This is a genomic window from Bacillus cereus (assembly GCF_015071065.1).
GTDB lineage: Bacteria > Bacillota > Bacilli > Bacillales > Bacillaceae_G > Bacillus_A > Bacillus_A cereus_BA.
Window position 1 is genome coordinate 446,170 of the sequence record NZ_VOVA01000003.1, and the last position, 21,754, is coordinate 467,923.

Consider the following 21,754-nt stretch of genomic DNA (forward strand, 5'->3'; position numbering starts at 1 on the left):
AAATTCAGCAAAAGCAAAGAAGTTAGGTGAGGGATCAACTGCCCATAAACGCCCGATTGGTTCAACTAATAATCAGCGGGAGATGAACACCCCCCACTGAATAAAGTTTCACTTTATAGGAGTGATAAAAATGAAAATTTACGTTGATGCAGATGCTTGTCCTGTAAAAGATGTGATTATTTTTGAAGCTACGAATGCAGAAATTCCTGTTACCCTCGTTACTAGCTTTTCTCATTATTCTAATGCGAAGCAGCCAGCAGGGGTGGAAACCATTTATGTTGATTCTGGAGCAGATGCTGCGGATTACCGGATTATGCAGTTAGCAAAAAAAGAAGATTTAATCGTTACTCAAGATTACGGTCTTGCTTCGCTCGCTTTAGCAAAAGGCTGTATCGTTCTACACCATAAAGGCTATAAGTATACGAATGAAAACATTGACCAACTATTACAAACACGTTATTTAAGTGCAATGGTTCGAAAAAGCGGCAAGCGTACAAAGGGGCCAAAACCATTTACAGCAGAAGATAAAGAGACATTTAGAGAGCTTTTTAAAAAAGAGATTTCACTCTAGAAATGAACCTTCTATCTGTAGGGAAAACTTAGCAAAGAAAAGAAGAGAATATCCAAATTAACATTCTCTTCTTGAGGTTTACCCGTTTAAAAAGAAGGTAAATTATCTAAGTTATTCTCTTTCATACCATCAGGTTCACTACGTATAATATCCCTGCCATACTTATGAAATACGTCCACATGAGCTAACTTCCCTGATTTTGCTTCATCAAGAGCAGTAATATAATCTAATTCTCTTCCACCACTTGTTTTAAAAGCGATTAAATCACCTTCATCATTTTTACGAACGGCAACAATTTGTTCTGCTCCTGAACCGACTTCCTGGGCTACTTCTAATTGAGCTTGCGTTTCCCCTTGATGTAAGTATTCATTATAAACTTTTTGAAAATCTTTTTTATCCATAAAACTCACCTCCAACACATTCTATTAGTATGTTTGGAAGATATTTTTTTATGTACTTTCCCCATCCAATTGACAAGAATACACTAACAGGAATCAGCATGTTTTAAATACAATAAATTAAAACTGTTAATTTTTACCTGAAGATATTATAATTTATTATATCGAAAATATTTAAGAAACGGAGAATTATCATGTTGAATGTAGATATTAATCGTTTAATTGATATTTGTTTAGACTATCAGCAGTCTAGATTTTATGTTACTAGAATCCCTAAAGATTTCTTATCAATTGCAAAAAAACGTTTTTCTATACCAACGGATGATCAAATTATCGCTTTTTTAAGTTGTAATTTGTTTGGATCAGGAAAATATGGTGTTTACTTTACAAGTTCGGGTCTATACTGGAAAAATTGGCTATTAGGTAAAGGGAATATGAAATGGGATCAATTAAATGAAGTGAAACAAATCGAAATTGATAAAGATGGTTTTTTATCTTTTGATGCACACAAAAGTTTTAATATTAACGGAAGTGATTATCCTCCACTGTTATTTAAAGAATTACTTATAGCTCTTACAAATTCATTCCAAAATTCAAAGCAAAATGATATACATCCAGTTATTAAAGTTAATAAGATAAAATCAATCTGCTCTTTGTTTGAGACGCACGATGAATTACTAGAACCTGATAATGGATTATTTGTAGACACTCATATTTCAGAAAAAAATTTAAAGGGAATTGGAGCACGGTATATTGTTTCAGAAGAAGAACAAATCATTGCTTTTTTAGATACGTCTGTTCTTGGTAATTTGAGTAAAGTTTCGGATGGAGTATTAATTTGTCAATCGGGTATATATTTTAGAGAGACTTTTGTACACTTGTACTTTCCATGGCATGTCTTTAGGAATATCCCTATTACTTTAACTTCAAACGAGTTAGAAATCGGAAAAGGAAACATATTTCACCTTCAACATGCTAGAATGCCTAGTCAAGAGATTCTATTATTCATCAAGAATTTAAAACAATATGTTAATACTTTATATGAAGAAAATCCGCAATTACATATTTAATAAACTCGTTATTACATAGTTAAGTCTAAAATTTCAATTCAACTAAAAAACTATCCTTTTGTAGGAAACCCACAGAAAGGATAGTTTTTCAACTCTTTTTTTTGCTTAAATGCTCATTTATGATGAACCATACACTCTAATTCGAAGACTTTTTAATACCTACGCGATTCCTTCAAAGTCTCCAATATATCGTCTGTAAAGGCAGTACTTCCCTCTTTCTCTAAAGCCATGAAATATAAACTTCTTAGGAAAGATCTAATATTTTGTACTAAAATAGCATACTGAGGATTTCGGATGTCTTCAACAATTGCTATACTATGTAGCCAGTTGCTCCACTCTTCTTCAGTTAAAATATTTTGGTTACGCAACGACATGATTGGCGTTACTAATCTCTCATCCTCAAAGTGTATGTATAAGTAGTCATTCATACGAACTTTTTGACGAACAGCAGCTAGTATTGCATATGAAAACTCGCGATTTCGGATTGTACGCGCTAAAGCATCTAGTGCATCAGCAGCATGTGCCGTAGAATGTGCCCAGCCTTTTCCTTCTACGTAACCCCTTACATCTTCTTCTAAATAGACATATTCAAGAACTTGTTCCGCCACACTGTACAGTTGTTCTTCAGATAACAGTGGTTCTTTTTCATGAACAGATAAAATAAGCGGCGGAATTAAAACGGAGAACGCACGTTTAAAAACAGAGTCTGTTCCCTTTTCACCAATTTTATAAAATAAATAATCAGGACTAATTGCTTGTAACATTAATCCTCGTAATTCTTTTTGTCTAAATACATCATTTGTAATCCATGTGTGAAGCGTACTATAAATCAATTCATCACGTAATTCAGCGTCTGGTGATCCGATATAATCTAGCATCCACTGTGCATACGGATATGCGTCCACATCCTCTGGTACAGCATAATTGTTATTTTTAATTTGTTGCAATTCTTCTTTTAGTTCTTGTACTTCCATCATTATAGTTCCTGTCCCCTTTTTACGTTTTTTAACTTGCCCTTTTCCCCTGTAATTTTTTTCATAAAATTAAGCCGATTTCTAATATGGTTTTCACCAAGTACCTATCCTTCTATGAAATTGATTCTATTATATAAAATTTATCCCGATACATAAAAGGAAATACATATAAAATAAGTATTCGCATAGTACTAATACATTGGAACACCAAAGCTTCTCACTTTGTTTACATGCATTTTATGTAAGTTTAAGTTATAAAATAAAGTATAGTTTTTTCATTTGTATTCAAATGTAGTTACGATCAAAATTTTAATCATTTTAGAACTTGTTTAATAAATTCTGTTTTAGCTTTTGTGTACGCTTCTCTATTTTGGTTAAATCTTTTAGCCAACTCTTGCTTAAGATTTGAATAATCATAAACTAATTGCGGATTTTCTTGTAAACGGTTACGAAATAAAAGTTGTTGCTCCCATCTCTCAGTTCCTTTAACCATCAAATGCAGATGAGCTACACGCCTATTATTCTTAACTTTCACAAAGAACCTTCTCCAAGGTCTTTCATCTAATTCTGGACTTACATAATGCCAATCATATATAGCCAATTCAGCTGAAATATCTACTACTCTATCAAATGAGTCTGTTTCAGCCATTAGATCAATTATAGGTTTTGCAGGTAAACCAGGTATGGATGTACTTCCTATATGTATTACCTTGCTTATACCGAGAGGAGCAAGCAGTTCATAAAGTTGCTGTTCTTCACATCTTCCTTTATCTTGCCAATCAGGATTTGCATGAACTATCTCTACTGACTCATTCGCCCATAAAGGCCAATCGTTTGGATTATCTTTTTTATCCATCCAAAACATCTCCTTTCACAAATTATAACACTATTTTTCATTTTCAAATTTCATGTTTATAGAGATAAAGTATTTCAGTTCATTATTTTAACTCATTCAAAACTGCAATAATTTTTATTACATCTATATTTGGTAGAGTTTAAACCCTAGATGGCTAAACCCTTTCTACCTTTTTATTCTGCTATATAAACGATTTTAAATTCCTTTAAATACAACTACCGGATCATCAAAATTACTATTCTGAAATACAACATCCGCACAATCTTTCGGATTATGCTCGTCTATGTACATCTTACAAGCTGCATGATATCTGTTTAAAAATACCCTCTCCGCTTCTTCATAACTTCCAAACGCTTTGGTTTCTCGCTTTGCACCACGTTTTCTTGCAATCTCAAAATCTGTATCTACAAAAATTTTATAATCAAATAAATGCTCAATGTCTTTTTTTAATAGAAATGTTCCATCTACTATTAACACCATATTTGGCGAGGCCACTAGCGGTGCATTTTGTACAGGGATGTCCGTTATTAAGTTATGAGAAATCGTTTCATAACTTAAATCTCCATTAGGTCCTAAAGGCATTAATAACCTTTCTTTAAAAGCTATATAGTCATGTGCATCTTCATAATATCCTCTTGCTGATTCTTTCCCTTGCGCATATCGAATAACCCTCGGGTTATGAAAGTCGTCAATGCTAGCGCGTGTTACTTGTACTCCACACTTTTTCATTCCCTCTGCTAGTTCGTTTGCAAATGTTGTCTTTCCTGAAGCTGTAATACCGCTCACTCCAACCCTTATTGGATGCTTTAAGTTTAACGTTAAAATATGATCAGCAATTTCTTTAATGCGTTGTTTTCGGCGCATGACATTCCCTCCCGCATTTTGTTTACATAATATAATTATAATGAATAAAGTTTGTCACTCTTTGTCGGTAGGTCGATATATTGAAAAAATCATTGATATATTTTAAGTTGCGATAGATATATTTGAAAAATCGTTGATATATTGTTATCGATTTATATATTCCTTACTTCCCCTTAAACCCTCGATACAAAGCAGTCCTTAACTCCTGTTTGTATTCCTCAATTTCTGGCATATCGAGCTCTTCTGCTAATCGAATGGCTAATTCAATATCATACGGTACACGTACGAGTTGAATGGAAAAGCTCGCTGCTTCTTTTTCATTGTAAGTTCCTTCAAAAATTAAATAGGACGCTTGTGTAATTTCAAGAGGATTTCCTACGCTACCAGCATTACATAACGTTTTCCCTCTAAAATTTTGAACGTATGCTTGATGAACGTCACCGTAGCAAACAACATCTGGTTTTCTTTCCCCTTCTATATTCTCTGTCAACTCACTATTTTCGAACATACTAATACGCTCTTCTCTTGAAGCGTGTGGTTGAATTCTTTCATACAAACTTCTCGGTGAAGCGTGGAACATACGAATGAGTTTGCCGCTCATAAAAAATTCGATTGAAAATGGTAAACTTCTCAAATACTCATTTTGTTCTTCTGACAATTGTTTTTGATGCCATTTTAACGCTTCAAATTCAGTCGGCTTTGTAATGAAATCATCCCAATTCCCCATAACAACTTGTTCACATTCTTTACGAACAATTTCAATTACTTCGCTGGAATGAGGTCCTTTTCCTACTAAATCTCCAAGACAAATAATGCGCTCTATTCCTCTTAATTTAATATCTTTCAGTACGGATTCTAATGCCGGAATATTACCATGTATATCTGAAATTACCGCTATTTTATCCAAATGAACCCCTCCGTTATTTATTGTTTATTATATCCACATGATGTGATTGATACCATTTTGGAATATAGGATGAAAAATGATTATGATCTTTTAAAATTCGGTTTAATCTCTCTAGCATATCATCTACTAAATGCGGTGTGCTTCGGTTTGTCCACACAATATCCGCCGGGAATGTCATCGCTGCGTATAATGAATACAATTTCCAAAAATGGAGTGACGGGTCACCTCCGCAATAACCGTGAACTTGTCCTGCCGCAAATGGTTTGCTTATTCTTGTAGTAAAAATCGCTACGTTATAAAAATCATGTATTGGATCGCCAAAATCATATCCACCAAAATCGATAACGATAAACTCCTTATTGTGAATCATACTATTTGCTGGGTGGTAATCATCATGTAAAAATGTGATAGGACGATTTTTCAATAAGTCTTTATGATTCTCTACAAACTTTAATACTGGCTTCAAATCAAGGAAGTCTATTTCATAGTCTACTAACGCTTCTAAGTATCTTTCGTATTTTTTCCATCGAAATGTTTCCCATTTATCACTCGCACTTTCTCTTTCTACCGAATGAATCTTCTTTAATATTTCTCCTGCTTTTCTTCCCACATTATACTGTTCTTCCACCGATAACTTCCGCAAGCCCTCTTCACCATTTACTCCGTCAATCCATTCAAATACTTGAACACATTTATTTAATTCCTCAAGTTTTATGAAATGAATTAACTTTGGCGTCGGGATATGTAATGACTCTAATTGTTCCATATACGTATATTCTTCTTGTTTTCGTTCAAAATTAGCAGCATCACATACTTTTACAAAATACACTACTCTGTTCTCTAATTCTATTTTATATTTCTCTTCATGCGAAAACCCTTTTGTAATAGCTGTACACTTTGCAATACGAGGCCACCCTAGTTTTCTCTCTATCTCTCTTAACATTGCTTCCAAAACGTTCACCTCTATTAATATATGTACAAACTACTTAACACTTCATGCTCTCGTTTATTTTCTCCTTTAAATTCTACTGCAAACGGATATTCACCATGCTTCTTCAACCTTTCTAATACTATCCCTTCTCCAATCGGTTCACAAAATTGTACGCTAATATTTCCAAACAATACACTTTGACATTCAGCATTCCATTGTTCATTTTTTGTGACTGAACTTACTGTTAATCCCATTACTTCTTTCCATTTCCTAACTGTTTCTCGAACGTTTTTCACTGCATAATGAATCGTTTCAATTTGTTGTACTTTATTTTTATGTTCCGTAATCGTACCTATTTTACGTAAATCGTTTCTTCTTTCTTCATCTGTTTCATTCCACTGTATAAAGAAAGGTAATTTCGGTCCGCTTTCTTCTTGTTTTACAAATAACATTTTCCATTCTAAAAGGCTTCCATCTTTTCTCATACGTTTCCCTTCAAATGGTCCTATCGTATGTAAACCGTGCTTACTAAACTTTTCTGCTAATTCTTCAATTGCATCTGTTCGAATTGCAATTTGTAGCATTCCTTCTCCATTTTGTAATTTCACGACCGTTTCCTGCACTAATGGATTTTCTGCTTCTTTCGCTTTTTCTTCATGCTGAACTGCTAAAAATTCTATATATGATAAATCAAAATAACATAAACTATTCCAAGTACCCCAGTTTGTATGCTCTCCGCCTAACGCAGTATGAAAACCTTGTGCCTGCATTTGTTTTGCCGCTTCCTCCGGTGTACAATGTACTGCGTGAACGAGATGATCAAATGCTAACATGTCTTTCTCCCCTTTCTCTCCATCCTTTTATTGTATATTTTATTTTTCTTTCATTCAATTCAAAAAACTTTAAAACCTAGTTGATTTATACGATTAATGTGTATTATAATAAAACAAATCTAATTATTGCTGATTGGAAAAACCAAAGGCACTTTTCTCATACGGGAAAAGTGCCTTTTTATTTATCCCGCTATTTGCCGGGCAGTAAGACCCCCACCTACAAATTCAGCGAAAGCAAAGAAGTTAGGTGGGGGATCAACTGCCCGTAAATGCCCGATTGGTTCAACTAATAATCAGTGGGAGATGAAGAAAACCCCCACTGATTAAAGTTTCACTTTATTATTACAGGGGGATTATTTATGCAGAAATTAATTGTCTTTGCTATTATTGGATTTTTCGCTCAATTGATTGATGGAGCACTTGGAATGGCGTATGGTGTAACGTCTACCTCACTATTATTAATGTTTGGCATCGCACCAGCTGTAGCTTCCGCATCTGTTCACTTGGCTGAAGTCGTTACAACCGCGGCTTCCGGCGCATCTCACATCAAATTTGGAAACGTTGATAAATATACAGTTTCTAGACTTACATTACCAGGAGCAATTGGCGCATTTGTTGGGGCATGTTTTTTAAGTAATTTACCTGGCGATGTAATTAAACCGTACATTTCCATATTCTTATTTACTTTAGGGGTTTATATTTTATTACGATTCATTATTCAAAAACAAATTGTTTCTTCAAATAAGCGTATGTCTGCTAAACAACTTGTGCCGCTCGGCTTATTCGCTGGATTCGTTGATTCAACTGGCGGTGGTGGTTGGGGGCCGATTACAACACCTGTACTTCTGGCAAGAGGAAATGATGCTAGAAAAGTTATCGGCTCTGTAGATACGAGTGAATTTCCTGTTTCACTTGCTGCAACAATCGGTTTCTTCATCTCACTTGGCTGGGAACAAGTAAGCTGGGTTTGGGTATTTGCCTTAATGCTTGGCGGGATTATTGCTGCTCCAATTGCCGCATGGTTAGTGCGCATCGTTCCAACTCATTTACTTGGCGTATTAGTTGGTGGTCTTATTATCTTTACGAATATACGTACACTACTTACGACATTTAAAGTGGACCCAACTATTATTTCACTTTCTTACGTGGCAGTTGGTCTTATCGTTATTATTTCTATTTTCATTGCTGTCCGTAATCATTCAAAGCATTCAACGGCTGGCTATCCGTCAGATCAAAAACAAATGTTGCCATAATCCTGTATAATACCGCCCGATTTCCCTCGGGCAGTATTTTTTTATTTTTCACTCTTCCAATTTATCATCGTTTCAGTACTATTTACTCTTTTCATATGTAATTTCTCTAATACACGAATTGAGCTATAGTTATCAAGGAGCGTCTCTGCTATAATCGTTTCCACTTCTCCCGTTTGAAAAGCCCACTTCATTAATTCACTAACCGCTTCTGTTGCATAACCTTCATTCCAATATTTCTCAATAAATCCATAACCAATTTCTACTGTATGTTCCTCGTTTGGTTTCCCTTTAAATCCTATATCACCTAGAACGATGTCATCTTCTTTCCGAATAACAAACCAAGCTCCCCAGGGTAATAAAGTCCCATCTTCTTTTATATTTTCTACATGATTTAAAATATGTGGACCGCTTGTGAATCCTTGATTACTTGCAGTATGAAGCCATTCTTCTGTACATGGTACTATATGTAATCTTTCCGTTTCTAATTTCATAACGATGTCCCCTTTTCAATTAAACGATACTTCAATTTTACTACAAATATAAAGAATATTCACTCTTTATGTCGCGCATTTGTTTATTCTTCGAAACAAAATAAAGAACTAATCCCCTTTAAATGGTTATGTCGAATTATATTTTCTGAATTTTCTTTTAATTTTAAAGGGTTTTTCAATATTTTTTGCGAAACTTTTGTATAACAATTTTTTCTTTGCTTATTGTTACATAACAGTAGGTTCGGGTGGAGTTTTGCAAGCGTTTCCTATACAATAACCGATATTTTTTGACTTTTCCCAACAAAATCCCTTGCAATATTTTCAGAAACTCATTACAATTGCCATATATTAAAAATCACAGCAATATATAAATCCTCATCAATCCGATGAGGTAGAGGTTGCAGCTTTTATTAGTAAAGCGGATGAGACACAGAGAATGTCACCTGACTCCGTTTGAAAGGAAAAGTTGCCGAAGTTTATATTTCTTCTCTGGAAATATGGGCTGGGGCTGTCTCCGAAAGGAACAGAACTGTCACGTTTACAAAATACCGAGTAAACGTGGGGTGCTATCTTAACGGAAGGGTATGATGGGGTGGTTATTTGTGAAACGTTCCGCCTAATTCTTTTGGCGGTTTTTTGTATTTTTCTCCCCCGCTCCTTCCTATCTTACAAGAAAAGGAGTGTTGAACATGAATAGCGCAACGAATCAAACTACCTCTAAAACGCAAACTACACAAGGACAAGGTGAATTAAAACGTGGATTAAAATCTCGTCACCTTACGATGATTTCTCTCGGTGGTACAATCGGTACCGGACTATTTCTTGCTAGCGGTGGTGTTATCCATTCCGCTGGTCCTGGCGGTGCATTAGTCGCATACGCTGCAATTGGAATTATGGTTTATTTCTTAATGACAAGCTTAGCAGAACTCGCAGCTTACATGCCTGTTACCGGATCTTTTAGCACTTATGCAACAAAATTTGTTGATCCATCACTTGGTTTTGCACTTGGATGGAACTATTGGTATAACTGGGCGATTACGATTGCTGCTGAACTAGCGGCCGTAACATTAATTATGAAATTTTGGTTCCCAGATACACCTTCTCTTATTTGGAGCGGATTATGTTTAGCTATTATTTTTCTCTTAAACTATTTATCTGTTAAAGGTTTTGGTGAATCTGAATATTGGTTCGCACTTATTAAAGTAGTTACTATTATTATCTTTTTAATTGTCGGTTTTATGATGATTTTTGGAATTATGGGCGGCGAATCTGTTGGCTTTAAAAACTTCACTGTTGCAGATGCACCATTTAACGGTGGAATCATGGCAATTATCGGTGTATTTATGGCTGCTGGTTTCTCATTCCAAGGAACTGAATTACTAGGAGTGGCTGCTGGTGAAACAGCTGATCCAGAACGCAATATTCCAAAAGCAATTCGTTCTATCTTTTGGCGCATTATATTATTCTATATTTTAGCAATTCTCGTTATCGGTTTATTAATTCCTTATACGACTGAAAGCCTTGCAGCAAGTGATGTTACAGTAAGTCCATTTACACTTGTATTTGAAAAAGCGGGCGTTGCCTTCGCTGCTTCCGTTATGAATGCTGTTATTTTAACTGCTGTTTTATCTGCTGGTAACTCTGGCATGTACGCATCAACTCGTATGCTTTGGGATTTAGCTCGCCAAGGAAAAGCACCAAAGTTCTTAGGCAAATTAGATAACCGCGGTGTACCTGTTAACGCATTAATCGCAACATCAGTAGTTGGTAGTGTCGCTTTCATCGCTTCTTTATACGGTGACGGTGTTGTATACATTTGGTTATTAAATGCTTCTGGGATGTCAGGATTTATCGCTTGGGTAGGAATCGCTATTAGTCATTACCGTTTCCGTAAAGCATATATTGCCCAAGGAAAAGATTTAAAAGATTTACCGTATAGAGCAAAATGGTTCCCGTTCGGTCCAATCTTTGCATTTACACTTTGTGTCATTGTCATTTTAGGACAAAACTACGGAGCATTTACGGGAGCATCTATCGACTGGAACGGTGTACTCGTTTCTTACATCGGTTTACCACTCTTCTTAGTACTATGGTTAGGATATAAATTTACTAAGAAAACGAAAGTAATTCCACTTGATAAATGTGAACTAAAATAAAGTAAAACGAGCAAACAAATTTGTTTGCTCGTTTTTTATTACAATGCTTCTCCCTTCCCTATTTCTCCTGTTTTTGCAATAATAGAAGAAATATACATAAAGGTTGGGATCACATGAACATTCGTATTACTGATGAAGCAAAAGCAGCTATACATAGACTAGAACGTGAAGACAAAAAGATCATTCGCATTAGAGGAACAATGACAAACTCTTGTAGTATTTTCGTTGATGTGGATTTAATTTGGGATACATATAATGCGGATGATGTTGTATATGAAGATGAACATCTTATCGTACAAATGGACTCATTCACGAAAGACTACACTGGTGGTACGTTAAAACTTGATTATAAGACGACTGGTTTTAGTATTACGACTCCTAGTGAGACGTTGGTATATGGATTGTCGATAAAAAAATAACAATTGTTTTTATCTGACCAATGAGGTGAAGAAATGGGCAAATACGTTCCATTAAAATTTTTATTCAACGAAGAATTAGCAGGAAAAATGGCTGATTCTATTTCTAAACATGATCCTAATTTCTCTAAAAAAAAAATTATAGATTCCGTAACATATAAAGTTGAAAATTTAGAGTTAAAGCAACGTGTAGAAGTAATAGCAGATGAATTACACAATGCATTACAAAAAGATTTTAATGAAGCAATACATATATTACTGAAAACATTAGGACCAGAAAACACAACAGAAGTCGGCACATTTACAAACGGATATATGTATATGCCTATCGCAAAATACGTTGAAAAATATGGGCTTAATGATTTTGAATCCTCATTCAACGCAATGTATGAAATAACAAAAAGAAATACTGCTGAATATGCCATTCGTCCTTATCTTGAAAAATACCATGAAGAAACATTGAACATATTGCAACAGTGGTTACGTGACGAAAACAGCCACATTAGGAGATTAGCTTCAGAAGGTACTAGACCAAGACTTCCTTGGGCAAAAAAAATAGGAGCTCTTAAAGGGGACTTCAGAAATAATTTAAAGCTTCTTGAGCCATTAATGAATGACCCTTCTAAGTATGTTCAAAAATCAGTAGCCAATCATATCAATGATATTACAAAAGAAGATAACGAACTCGTTTTTCAATGGTTGCAACAATTACTCGATAAAAACCATCCTGTTAATCCTTGGATTATGAAACATGGATTAAGAACTGTGATAAAAAATGGTACTTTACCAAAAGATTTTTGTTTTTAAGTATTTTAAACAAAAACGCTTATGCTTCAAAAATGAAGTATAAGCGTTTTTTCTCTTTAAAACATTATCCCTGCGTTAAAATATTTTGAAACATTTCTGGCTTATTTTGTTCAAAGCTCTCTATTAATTCTTTTCCAAATATCGTTATACTCTCTTCCCAAGGATGGCCTAAATACCCCCACTTAAAGTCTTTCTGAATAAAGAAATAGTAATCTCCATTCGGAAATATTGGTATAATCCACTCATCAAATTCATTTCTTTCAAACTCTAAGTGTGGATTCACCCAATAACACTCATGTTGCCAATCTAGTGCCATTATATATTCATTCGATGCTATATTCTCTTTAAAAGCTTGTAACACCTTATCTTCCAGATCGTCATATACATTTAAATCTACCGATTCTCCAAAATAATGAGAGATGTCATATGTGATAAACGGTCCCGGTACTTTAAACGATGGAAATATTGAAACACTTGGTGAAAACTCATAATCACTATATACTCTGTCCCAAATTCGATCGTACTCTTTATCTGTAAACTCAATCCAATTCTTCATTAAATATCTACCTTCCCTTTATAGTTCAAAGGATTTTCACTCGATTATCCCGAATATATAAATAACTATTCTCGCAAGGAGCGAATTTGTATGAATCTATTCGAACACGAAACGTAAAACCGCTTAATTTTAATAAGAGGTCCTCCCTTTCTCATTTCTTACTATATCATTCATTAACGAAATAGGAGGACATAATATGAAACGTGATCCATTATTTTCGGCACTATTAGAAAATGCAAAGACAAATTTTAGCGGCTGGGACTTTTCTTTCATTGCAGAAACTGGCCGTATGAATAGCGAGCCTTTATCATGGTCGTACGGTAGCACTGCTTTCCAACTTATGCAGCGTGCAGAATCTATGCTAGATATGGGCACTGGCGGCGGAGAGTTTTTATCTATGTTACAACCCTTCCCACCAACTATATACGCTACTGAGGGCTATGCTCCGAATGTACCAATTGCACGAAAGAAATTAGAGCCTTTAGGGGTTACTGTTGTAGAGGTGACCGATGATACTTCTTTACCATTTCAAGATGGTCAGTTTGATTTAATTGTGAATCAACATGATTCCTATTCTGCTTCTGAAGTAAAAAGAATTCTTTCCACCAATGGAACATTTCTTACACAACAAGTCGGTGGTCTGGATTGTGCCCATCTTAATGAGCTGTTTGGTGCACCGCTGAATAGCGAATTTTCAGGTTGGTCACTCAAAACGGCATGTAATGAACTAAAAAAGAATGGATTTACAATTTTAGAAGCGAAGGAAGAGTTCCCTCTTCAACGTTTTTATGATATCGGTGCTGTTGTCTATTACTTAAAAGCAATTCCGTGGCAAATTCCTGATTTTACAGTAGATAGCTATAATGAGGAATTATATCGCATACATGAAATCATCTTGCAAAAAGGGTATTTCGATGTGAAGCAACACCGCTTTATTATTAAAGCAAATTATGAAGAGTAAACCTTGAATTAGCATTCCCTGCAAAAAGCCAAATTCTTTATTGGAATTTGGCTTTTTCTTAGTATTTTAACGTATCTTTTCCTATTGTGAAACGAGATGTTTTACATATTGTTTTTTCGTATCATCTTCTGTCAAAACAGCAGTTGTGTACTCAATAATATTACGATTTTCATAAATAAAGGCATGCCCTAAATTATTTTCTTCTTTTAATACTATTGGTAAATATCTTTGTAAATTGCTAACTACACCTCTGTTATCACAGTCTAATATCCAATCAATTGACTTCCATTCTAATATACCTTCATCAGTGCTTACTGGCGTATCAATATGTACTTCATCTGGTAAATCAGCAAGGAACACATACATTCCCTCACTATCCCGAGGATCATTCTTTTCTTTAAAAATGACATTCCCCTTATACGTTACACTATGAAGCTCTATACCCGTTTCCTCAAATGTTTCTCTAATTATTCCTTCGTATGGCGTTTCGTTATCCTCTATTTTTCCACCTACGCCATTCCACATTCCCATTGTCGGCTTTTTGTTTCTATTTAATAGGAGTATGTTATCCCCTTTTCTAATGAAGCATATTGTGTACTTATACATATCATCATATCCTTTCTATTTCCTAACCGTTACCTTAATATAAAAGCGTTAATTATTCTCCTCTTTATAGGAGCACCTGCGGATTAAAAGGTCCACCTAATTCATTGATTGTTTTTTGAGGAAAATAAAATAAAAATACTAAACTAGTCTAGTATTTTCATTTTTGAAAAAGGATAATATATAAATTCCACCTTGCCAATAACGTTATCTTCTTCAATATATCCTAAACCATTTCGACTATCCTTACTATGTTCACGATTGTCTCCCATTACAAATAACTTATTTGGCGGAATCTTTGTCTTTTGAAAGTTGTAAAACACTTGTGTATTATTATATAAATCTTTATTTATATAAGGTTCATCTTGCTTTTTGTCATTTACGTATACAGTTCCATTCGTTATGTTAATTACGTCACCAGGAAGCCCTATCACACGTTTCACATAATATTTCGATCCATCCTCTTCCTTAATAATTACGATTTCTCCGTGCTGTAAGCTAGAAAAATGTACAGCGGCTTTATTTACAAATACGTAATCTTCTTCATGTAAAGTTGGCTGCATTGATTTTCCTTCCACCTTACATAAAGTGAAAGACTGGTACGTTACTACTAGGACAAATATAAATAGTATGTACTTTCCCCAACCTCTCTTAATCTCCTCTTTCATATCCATTCCCACCTTATCAAAACACTTTTCAACTCAAAAATATATCACTGCACAATATGTTTTCATTTGCGCAGTGATATACTACAATTTGAAGTTTTTACTGTGCCTTATTCGGCTATTGTGCTACTGGGACTGGACTTACACCCGATCTCTGCGTTTTCAAATCAAAATATGCATCCAAAATTTCTTTACCAATTGCAGAATTAATGCCTGATTTATCATTATTCACCCATGGCACAACAACAGAAAAAGCGACTTCCGGATCAGCGTCATATGGCGCATACCCGGCGAGAGTTAAATTATAACATTTTTTTCGATAGTTGTTCTCATCTCTTCCAATATCACTTTCTCCACCGTACACTGTCTCTGCTGTTCCTGTTTTTCCAGCCGGTTTATACGGTAAACCTTTAAATGTTCCAGTACCTGTCCCATCAACCTCCTGGAAAACTCTTCTAAATCCTTCTTTCACATGATTTATATATGACAGATCCATATCCACTCTATTTAACACGACTGGTTCCATCGAGTGAATGACTTTTCCGACTTCCTCTGGTCTATTTGGTTGCTCTCTAATTTCTTGTACAATTTGTGGTTTCATTCGGTAACCACCATTTGCGATCGTTGACATATATTGCGCAAGTTGCAGCGGCGTATATGTGTCATATTGTCCAATCGCATAATCAAGTAAAAAACCTGGTATATTATCGGTTCTACCCATTTGACCTAACGATTCATTCGGTAAATCTATACCGGTTGGCACTCCTAGACCAAATTGTCTAAAATAATAACGCATTTTATTAAACGCTTCTTGTTTAATATCTAGCGGATTGTTTGGTACATAATCAATCCCCGCAATCTTTAACGCCGTATTAAACATGTAGACATTGGATGAAACTTGTAAAGCTCTTAAATCATCAATATCTCCAAAGTCTTTCCACGATTTCTTCGGCTTCGAACTTCCTTTAAAGAACATTGGCGCATCAAAAAAATGCGTATATGGCTTAATCGCTTCTGTTTGATATCCCGCTAATACCGTAGCTCCTTTCACTGTTGATCCTAACTCGTAAGAACTTATCATCGTTCCTAAAGCGTAGTCTTCTATTTGCATCCCGCCATCTTTATTTACAATTTTCTTTCCTGCTAATGATAGAATTTGACCATTTTTCGGATTCATCATAACGACGAATGCACGATCCATCATCGGTTCAGAAGAATGAAATGCCCTTAAATTCCTTTCAAGACTTTCCTCCACCTTTTTCTGTAAATCCATATCAACTGTTAACATCAAATTATTTCCACTTTTTCCTTTTGTCACTTTTTCAGTCCGAATAATATTTCCAGCTTTATCAGTAATACTTTTAGACTGTTCTTTCGTTCCATGTAACACATCTTCGTATTGTTTTTCGATGTAACTCTTACCAATACGATCATTTCTGTTATAATCTCGCACTAAATAATAGTCTAATTGCTCCCTTGGTAATCCCTCATTCTCACTAGAAACACTACCAAGTACAGAACGTAGTATTTTGTCATTTGGATATTCGCGCTCCCAATCCACAGTCGTATCTATGCCTGGCAAGCTCGATAATCTTTCACTCACTACTGCATATTCATTTTGACTGACATCTTTTTTGACGATTTGTGGCGTCATTTTATATCCCGCATTCATTTTACTTTTAATTGCTAGTACTTCTATATCCTCTTTCGAAAGCTCGTTTAGTTCTTCTTGTGTAATTCTTTCTCGTCTCAACTCTTCTACTTTCTTATCTAAGTCTTTCCCTTCTATTTCCTGCTTCCTAAATTTACTCTCATCTTCTTTCGTTACTTTTGTTGCTGCACGCTTTTCGTTTAACTGCATCCAAAAATCTTTTTTATCTGTCTCTGTTAACTTGTCCATATCTTCTTGTGGCATTTCAATTAACTTTGCTAAATTTCTTGCCACTATTAAAACCTCTTTTGAGTCCACTCCTTTCATTTTCGTATATGTAACAGTTCGTAACGGTTTATTATTTACAATAACTTTCCCTTCCCGGTCAAACATCTTTCCTCTCGGAACTGGAGTACTCACCGTTACATCTTCCTTTTTATTCACTTCATTTCGATACGTTTCTCCGTCAATGATTTGTACTTTACCTAATTGAACAATAATAGCTGAAAATAAAAGAAAAACGATAAAAAATAGTACATTTAACCGAAACGGAATATGAGTCTTTTTCTTTTTCGACTGTTTCTGCTTCTCCTTTTTCTGTCTCATTTTGCTCCCTCGCTTCATTCTATTAACATTTCTGTGCATAAAAAATACGTTCACCACAGTGCAATCAACTACATCATTATGTATCAAATTTAATTTTATGATATATATAGAATTTTATATTAATTACAAAAGAATTAAAAGTTTTAATTTTCAGTTTTTGTATTTCGTATCCTATTTATTACCATTCCCCTTAATAAGCAATAACATGAATATAATTCATACAAAAAAAACTGAGGTGGACATCATTCACCTCAGTTTCTTTACGAAAACAAAAACTTATTTAATCGAAGATAACCCTTCGGCAAATTCACCAATCTTATTTTGAAAAACAAAATCAAAATAAGATTCTTTCCCTGTTAACTCTTCATTTACTAAAATTGTTGTTGCGCCTACTTCCCTCTTTGCGATTTCTGGGAATGAAGCGACAGGCTGTACTTTGAGTGACGTTCCCATTACGAGAAGTACATCTGTTTCATATAAACGTTTGATCGCATTTTGATATTGAGGTAACGTATCTCCGTATAAAACAACATCTGGATTTAAAATGAAATTACACTTCTCACAGCGCGGCACTTCATGATCAATCATATATTGTAAATCATATCCCGCTTTACACTTCGGACAATGCGCTGTTTGAAGTGTTCCATGTAAATCAATGACATGTTTACTACCACCTACTTGATGCAAACCATCAATATTTTGCGTTAAAATCGTTACGTCTTTTCCTTGTTCTTCTAGCTCCGCTAAAAAATGATGCCCACGATTGGGTTTATATTGATGAAACGTATTAATTTGAAAGATTTCTTTATAATGCTTCCAAAACTCTTTCGGATTTCGATTATAATAGCCTCTCGACAAATACATTTCTACATTCGCATCAGCATATAATCCATTTGCTGAACGAAAATCAGGGATTCCACTTTCCGTACTTGCGCCAGCACCTGTTAACACTGTAATTTTCTTCGCTTTTTCTAATATCGAACGTACTTCTTCAAATTGCACAAAAATCACCTCTATGTATATTCCTATACTTATTATACCAGTTGTTTACAATAGGTGTTGTACAATTCATTTTACTTAATGCGTCGCACCGCCGCACGCTACAATATCTACTTCCACTTCCGTCGTTACCTCGATTGCTAATTCTATCCCTTTACTAATAGTAGAAAGTGACATACTCGGTTGACCTGGATAGTTACTAGCTTGTTCTGGTAAAAACGGAATATGAACAAATCCGCCTTTTATTTTCTTATCATGTTTCTCTAGTTCATGCATAAGACCATAGAATAAATGATTACAAACGAATGTACCTGCTGTTTGTGAAACGGAAGCTGGTATACCTTCTTCACGAAGTTTTTTTACAATTGCTTTCATCGGCAGCGTAGACCAATATGCAGCTGGTCCTTCTTCTACAACCGGTACATCCACCGGCTGATTCCCTTCATTATCAGCAATTCTTGCATCATCAATATTAATTGCTACACGCTCGATCGTAATATCTGGTCTGCCCCCAGCTTGTCCAATACATATAATCATTTCAGGCGTTAATTCTTCTATATACTCTTTTAATACACTTATTGATTTATGAAATACAGTTGGAACTTGTTTACTTATAATCTTGTATTCTCCGATTGTTTTTTCATGCAAACTTTTTGCGACTTCCCAAGCTGGGTTGATACTTTCTCCGCCGAACGGATTAAATCCTGTTAATAATACTGTTTTCATAGTTTCACTCTCCTAATTAGAAACGATATACAAGGCCGTACATTATAAACATATTTATAATGAAAATTGAAAGAGCAATTGGTACTTGCGCCTTAATGACTGCATTCTTATCTTTCAATTCTAAAAGCATTGCCGGAACGATGTTAAAGTTTGCTGCCATTGGAGTAAGCAGCGTTCCGCAATATCCAGCAAACATACCGAGTGCTGCCATAATAGCTGGATTCCCTCCATGCATTTGTACAATTAGAGGTAAACCAATCCCACCAGTAATAACAGCGAAAGCCGCGAATGCATTCCCCATTACGACTGTAAATAACATCATTCCTAAACAATACGCCATAACAGCAACGAATGGATACTCTGTCGGTAGCACTTGTCCGACTAAATCAGAAACAACTTGTCCAACGCCAGACTTCGCGAAAATACCGCCAAGTGCCGCTAACATTTGTGGTAAAATAACAGCCCAGCCAACCGCCTGTAGTAATCTGCTTCCTTCTTGAACAGGCGTTGTTATTTTTGATTTCGTAATACGCATCGCCGCAATGAATGCGAGTAATGCTCCTAACGCTAATGCAACTAACGTTACTTTATCTGGATCAACAAGGGATACATTCCCCCATTTGATTTTCCCTAACGTCAAAGTACCGATAATCGTAAAAATAGGTATTAATAGTGCAGGCATGAAAATTTTATTCTTTAATTTCTCAGCATGTTTCACACGTTCTTGCACTGGTACTTCTTTCTCCTCGGATTTTGTTACTTTATTTAATGAAGCTAATACGACCATAACAAGCACAATACAGCCAACATAAAATGAAGGTATTACATTTCCGAATATGAATGTAACTGCAAACAATGCCCAAAATAAGCTAGAACCGAATCGGTTTGGATGTTCACGATCAAATGCAATACGAACAGCGATAAATGCAACAATTATCCCTAGTAAATAATAAATTGTATCCATTGTTATGATGTTCATCTTATATAGCCTCCTTCTCTTGTTTTTCTTCTGCCTTCATTGTTTTCTCTATATACTTATCAAACCTTCTAAACCTAATCCAGCTCACAATAAGGGCAGATATCGCAGTTGGAATTCCCCAAAGTGCCATATCCCATACACCGACATGCATACCTACTGAATCAAAGAATCCTTTCATTAATAAAATGCCACCAGTTGCGATAAAAATATCTTCTCCGAAAAACCAAGCTGTGTTTTCCGCAGCTGCTGCGTTTGCTTTAATCTTTTCTCTCAATTTTTCAGGGAGTTTACCGTATTTACCTTGTGCAGCTCCTTCTGCCATTGGCGCAACAAGCGGTCTCACTGTTTGCGCATGCCCACCAATATTAAGTCCAAGTGCTGCTGATGATTCTCTTATCGTAAAATATGACATTAATACTCTTCCAGTTGTTGCTCCTTTTGATTTCGTTATAAGTGCCTCAGCTCTTTCTTTCAATCCATAACGCTCTAAAATTCCGATTACCGGTAAAGTCAGTATAATCGGCATAGACATATATCTATTTTCTATGAAAAACTTACCGAACATGCTGATCACATCATAAAAGCTTAATCCTGAAACCATACCAGTAACAATACCTGCTACCATAACTACTAATAGTGTATTTAATCTAAATAAAAAGCCAACTGCAACAAGTAGTATCCCGATTAATTTAATCATTTCCAGCACTTCCCCTCATTTTTCATTTCGGTGCGCATATAGAAACACCATTAAATTCGAATGTTCTGTATATTCTCTCCGCAAATTGTACCGCTTTCTCTCCATCCCCATGCAAACATATCGTTTGCGCCTGAACTGCTACTTTCTCCCCATTAACCGATTCTACATACCCTTCCTTCACCATTTGAAGTACTTGTTTTATTGCTTCATCTTCATTTTTTATAAGAGCATTTTCTTCTGTACGGCTCGTTAAAGTTCCATCCTGCTTATACGTACGATCAGCAAAAGCTTCTTGTACGAGAGTTATATTATATTTTTCTGTTGCCCTTATAAACGCCTCACTATTCGCTAATCCGTAAAGTAATAGATTGGGGTTAATATGATAAATTGCCTTTGCGATTGCATCCGCAATTTCCGAATCAGTTGCCGCCATATTATATAAGGCACCGTGCGGTTTTACATGTTGCATTTTCCCTCCAGCAGCTTTAACAAATCCCTCTAACGCGCCAATTTGATATAAAACATAATCGTATACTTCACTTGCTGAAACATGCATATTCCTTCTTCCAAATCCAATTAAATCAGGAAATCCAGGGTGTGCTCCTATTGCTACATTATGCCTCAGAGCTTTTTCAACTGTTTGCCGCATAACGGCCGGATCACCCGCATGAAAACCGCAAGCAACGTTTATAGAGGAAACGAACGGAAGAATTTCATCATCATTCCCCATTTTATAAGCTCCAAAACTTTCTCCTAAATCACAATTTAAATCGATTGTAGTCAC

The 21,754-nt window shown here is 35.3% G+C and carries 24 protein-coding genes and 1 riboswitch; of the genes, 7 read left to right on the forward strand and 17 right to left on the reverse strand.

The window, feature by feature from the left end:
* Positions 1-130: 130 nt before the first annotated feature.
* Positions 131-571 carry a YaiI/YqxD family protein gene (locus FT637_RS12995; protein WP_193646647.1) on the forward strand — a complete coding sequence of 147 codons (441 nt, stop codon included), beginning with the start codon at positions 131-133 and terminating at the stop codon, positions 569-571.
* An 86-nt stretch (positions 572-657) separates the two neighbouring features.
* Here the strand turns inward: FT637_RS12995 and FT637_RS13000 are convergent, their stop codons facing one another.
* Complete coding sequence (locus FT637_RS13000) at positions 658-972, reverse strand: DUF3892 domain-containing protein (protein ID WP_193646648.1); 315 nt, start codon at positions 970-972, stop codon at positions 658-660.
* Between the two features lie 191 nt (positions 973-1,163).
* Between FT637_RS13000 and FT637_RS13005 the strand changes: the two genes are divergently transcribed.
* Positions 1,164-2,039 (forward strand): hypothetical protein, encoded by an 876-nt coding sequence (locus FT637_RS13005; protein WP_193646649.1) that lies wholly within the window; start codon positions 1,164-1,166, stop codon positions 2,037-2,039.
* Between the two features lie 152 nt (positions 2,040-2,191).
* On the opposite strand, the gene FT637_RS13010 is transcribed toward FT637_RS13005, so the two are convergent.
* The 6 genes from FT637_RS13010 to FT637_RS13035 form a co-directional block, all read right to left on the reverse strand.
* Entirely contained in the window at positions 2,192-3,016 is an 825-nt protein-coding gene (locus FT637_RS13010; protein WP_193646650.1) for a DUF2785 domain-containing protein, read from the reverse strand.
* A gap of 310 nt (positions 3,017-3,326) precedes the next feature.
* Positions 3,327-3,869, reverse strand: coding sequence for a GrpB family protein (locus FT637_RS13015; RefSeq protein ID WP_193646651.1), 543 nt, complete (start codon positions 3,867-3,869; stop codon positions 3,327-3,329).
* 195 nt (positions 3,870-4,064) lie between these two features.
* A complete protein-coding gene (locus tag FT637_RS13020) occupies positions 4,065-4,733 on the reverse strand; it encodes a hypothetical protein (RefSeq protein ID WP_193646652.1) in 669 nt (222 codons plus the stop codon).
* A gap of 163 nt (positions 4,734-4,896) precedes the next feature.
* Complete coding sequence (locus FT637_RS13025; RefSeq protein WP_193646653.1) at positions 4,897-5,640, reverse strand: metallophosphoesterase family protein; 744 nt, start codon at positions 5,638-5,640, stop codon at positions 4,897-4,899.
* A gap of 13 nt (positions 5,641-5,653) precedes the next feature.
* A complete protein-coding gene (locus tag FT637_RS13030) occupies positions 5,654-6,592 on the reverse strand; it encodes an aminoglycoside phosphotransferase family protein (RefSeq protein ID WP_193646654.1) in 939 nt (312 codons plus the stop codon).
* A gap of 14 nt (positions 6,593-6,606) precedes the next feature.
* Positions 6,607-7,404: a VOC family protein gene (locus tag FT637_RS13035; protein ID WP_193646655.1), complete on the reverse strand. Its 798-nt coding sequence runs from the start codon at positions 7,402-7,404 to the stop codon at positions 6,607-6,609.
* A gap of 359 nt (positions 7,405-7,763) precedes the next feature.
* Between FT637_RS13035 and FT637_RS13040 the strand changes: the two genes are divergently transcribed.
* The gene (locus FT637_RS13040; protein ID WP_193646656.1) at positions 7,764-8,657 is read left to right on the forward strand and encodes a sulfite exporter TauE/SafE family protein; all 894 of its coding nucleotides are present in this window, start codon (positions 7,764-7,766) and stop codon (positions 8,655-8,657) included.
* A 41-nt stretch (positions 8,658-8,698) separates the two neighbouring features.
* Here FT637_RS13040 and FT637_RS13045 read toward each other — a convergent pair whose 3' ends face one another.
* Positions 8,699-9,148: a GNAT family N-acetyltransferase gene (locus tag FT637_RS13045; RefSeq protein ID WP_193646657.1), complete on the reverse strand. Its 450-nt coding sequence runs from the start codon at positions 9,146-9,148 to the stop codon at positions 8,699-8,701.
* A 384-nt stretch (positions 9,149-9,532) separates the two neighbouring features.
* Positions 9,533-9,725: riboswitch (Lysine riboswitch) on the forward strand.
* 112 nt (positions 9,726-9,837) lie between these two features.
* Between FT637_RS13045 and FT637_RS13050 the strand changes: the two genes are divergently transcribed.
* From FT637_RS13050 to FT637_RS13060, 3 genes are all read left to right on the forward strand, one after another.
* Positions 9,838-11,304, forward strand: a complete 1,467-nt coding sequence (locus FT637_RS13050; RefSeq protein WP_193646658.1) for an amino acid permease — start codon at positions 9,838-9,840, stop codon at positions 11,302-11,304.
* Positions 11,305-11,417: 113 nt separating this feature from the next.
* The gene (locus tag FT637_RS13055; RefSeq protein WP_193646659.1) at positions 11,418-11,723 is read left to right on the forward strand and encodes an iron-sulfur cluster biosynthesis family protein; all 306 of its coding nucleotides are present in this window, start codon (positions 11,418-11,420) and stop codon (positions 11,721-11,723) included.
* Between the two features lie 33 nt (positions 11,724-11,756).
* Entirely contained in the window at positions 11,757-12,527 is a 771-nt protein-coding gene (locus tag FT637_RS13060) for a DNA alkylation repair protein (protein ID WP_193646660.1), read from the forward strand.
* A gap of 64 nt (positions 12,528-12,591) precedes the next feature.
* On the opposite strand, the gene FT637_RS13065 is transcribed toward FT637_RS13060, so the two are convergent.
* Positions 12,592-13,083: a DUF2716 domain-containing protein gene (locus tag FT637_RS13065; protein ID WP_193646661.1), complete on the reverse strand. Its 492-nt coding sequence runs from the start codon at positions 13,081-13,083 to the stop codon at positions 12,592-12,594.
* Positions 13,084-13,279: 196 nt separating this feature from the next.
* On the opposite strand from FT637_RS13065, the gene FT637_RS13070 reads away from it, so the two are divergent.
* Positions 13,280-14,044, forward strand: a complete 765-nt coding sequence (locus tag FT637_RS13070) for a class I SAM-dependent methyltransferase (protein ID WP_193646662.1) — start codon at positions 13,280-13,282, stop codon at positions 14,042-14,044.
* A gap of 81 nt (positions 14,045-14,125) precedes the next feature.
* On the opposite strand, the gene FT637_RS13075 is transcribed toward FT637_RS13070, so the two are convergent.
* The 8 genes from FT637_RS13075 to pxpA all read right to left on the reverse strand — a co-directional run bounded on the left by FT637_RS13075 (position 14,126) and on the right by pxpA (position 21,754).
* Positions 14,126-14,650 carry an NUDIX hydrolase gene (locus FT637_RS13075; protein WP_193646663.1) on the reverse strand — a complete coding sequence of 175 codons (525 nt, stop codon included), beginning with the start codon at positions 14,648-14,650 and terminating at the stop codon, positions 14,126-14,128.
* A 143-nt stretch (positions 14,651-14,793) separates the two neighbouring features.
* Positions 14,794-15,315 carry a signal peptidase I gene (lepB, locus tag FT637_RS13080; RefSeq protein ID WP_002146882.1) on the reverse strand — a complete coding sequence of 174 codons (522 nt, stop codon included), beginning with the start codon at positions 15,313-15,315 and terminating at the stop codon, positions 14,794-14,796.
* Between the two features lie 115 nt (positions 15,316-15,430).
* Positions 15,431-17,587: a peptidoglycan D,D-transpeptidase FtsI family protein gene (locus FT637_RS13085; RefSeq protein ID WP_193646722.1), complete on the reverse strand. Its 2,157-nt coding sequence runs from the start codon at positions 17,585-17,587 to the stop codon at positions 15,431-15,433.
* Between the two features lie 258 nt (positions 17,588-17,845).
* Positions 17,846-18,571: an NAD-dependent protein deacylase gene (locus tag FT637_RS13090; RefSeq protein ID WP_193646664.1), complete on the reverse strand. Its 726-nt coding sequence runs from the start codon at positions 18,569-18,571 to the stop codon at positions 17,846-17,848.
* Positions 18,572-18,646: 75 nt separating this feature from the next.
* Entirely contained in the window at positions 18,647-19,294 is a 648-nt protein-coding gene (gene pcp / locus FT637_RS13095; protein ID WP_193646665.1) for a pyroglutamyl-peptidase I, read from the reverse strand.
* 16 nt (positions 19,295-19,310) lie between these two features.
* A complete protein-coding gene (locus FT637_RS13100) occupies positions 19,311-20,273 on the reverse strand; it encodes a DUF979 domain-containing protein (protein ID WP_193646666.1) in 963 nt (320 codons plus the stop codon).
* Position 20,274: 1 nt separating this feature from the next.
* The gene (locus FT637_RS13105; RefSeq protein ID WP_193646667.1) at positions 20,275-20,970 is read right to left on the reverse strand and encodes a DUF969 domain-containing protein; all 696 of its coding nucleotides are present in this window, start codon (positions 20,968-20,970) and stop codon (positions 20,275-20,277) included.
* Positions 20,971-20,992: 22 nt separating this feature from the next.
* Entirely contained in the window at positions 20,993-21,754 is a 762-nt protein-coding gene (gene pxpA, locus FT637_RS13110) for a 5-oxoprolinase subunit PxpA (RefSeq protein WP_193646668.1), read from the reverse strand.

Coding starts and splice junctions, on each gene's coding strand:
- FT637_RS12995 (WP_193646647.1), top strand. CDS start 131: ATGAAAATTTACGTTGATGCAGATGCTTGTCCTGTAAAAGATGTGATT.
- FT637_RS13000 (WP_193646648.1), bottom strand. CDS start 972: ATGGATAAAAAAGATTTTCAAAAAGTTTATAATGAATACTTACATCAA.
- FT637_RS13005 (WP_193646649.1), top strand. CDS start 1,164: ATGTTGAATGTAGATATTAATCGTTTAATTGATATTTGTTTAGACTAT.
- FT637_RS13010 (WP_193646650.1), bottom strand. CDS start 3,016: ATGATGGAAGTACAAGAACTAAAAGAAGAATTGCAACAAATTAAAAAT.
- FT637_RS13015 (WP_193646651.1), bottom strand. CDS start 3,869: ATGGATAAAAAAGATAATCCAAACGATTGGCCTTTATGGGCGAATGAG.
- FT637_RS13020 (WP_193646652.1), bottom strand. CDS start 4,733: ATGCGCCGAAAACAACGCATTAAAGAAATTGCTGATCATATTTTAACG.
- FT637_RS13035 (WP_193646655.1), bottom strand. CDS start 7,404: ATGTTAGCATTTGATCATCTCGTTCACGCAGTACATTGTACACCGGAG.
- FT637_RS13040 (WP_193646656.1), top strand. CDS start 7,764: ATGCAGAAATTAATTGTCTTTGCTATTATTGGATTTTTCGCTCAATTG.
- FT637_RS13045 (WP_193646657.1), bottom strand. CDS start 9,148: ATGAAATTAGAAACGGAAAGATTACATATAGTACCATGTACAGAAGAA.
- FT637_RS13050 (WP_193646658.1), top strand. CDS start 9,838: ATGAATAGCGCAACGAATCAAACTACCTCTAAAACGCAAACTACACAA.
- FT637_RS13055 (WP_193646659.1), top strand. CDS start 11,418: ATGAACATTCGTATTACTGATGAAGCAAAAGCAGCTATACATAGACTA.
- FT637_RS13060 (WP_193646660.1), top strand. CDS start 11,757: ATGGGCAAATACGTTCCATTAAAATTTTTATTCAACGAAGAATTAGCA.
- FT637_RS13065 (WP_193646661.1), bottom strand. CDS start 13,083: ATGAAGAATTGGATTGAGTTTACAGATAAAGAGTACGATCGAATTTGG.
- FT637_RS13070 (WP_193646662.1), top strand. CDS start 13,280: ATGAAACGTGATCCATTATTTTCGGCACTATTAGAAAATGCAAAGACA.
- FT637_RS13075 (WP_193646663.1), bottom strand. CDS start 14,650: ATGTATAAGTACACAATATGCTTCATTAGAAAAGGGGATAACATACTC.
- lepB (WP_002146882.1), bottom strand. CDS start 15,315: ATGAAAGAGGAGATTAAGAGAGGTTGGGGAAAGTACATACTATTTATA.
- FT637_RS13085 (WP_193646722.1), bottom strand. CDS start 17,587: ATGAAGCGAGGGAGCAAAATGAGACAGAAAAAGGAGAAGCAGAAACAG.
- pcp (WP_193646665.1), bottom strand. CDS start 19,294: ATGAAAACAGTATTATTAACAGGATTTAATCCGTTCGGCGGAGAAAGT.
- FT637_RS13100 (WP_193646666.1), bottom strand. CDS start 20,273: ATGAACATCATAACAATGGATACAATTTATTATTTACTAGGGATAATT.
- FT637_RS13105 (WP_193646667.1), bottom strand. CDS start 20,970: ATGATTAAATTAATCGGGATACTACTTGTTGCAGTTGGCTTTTTATTT.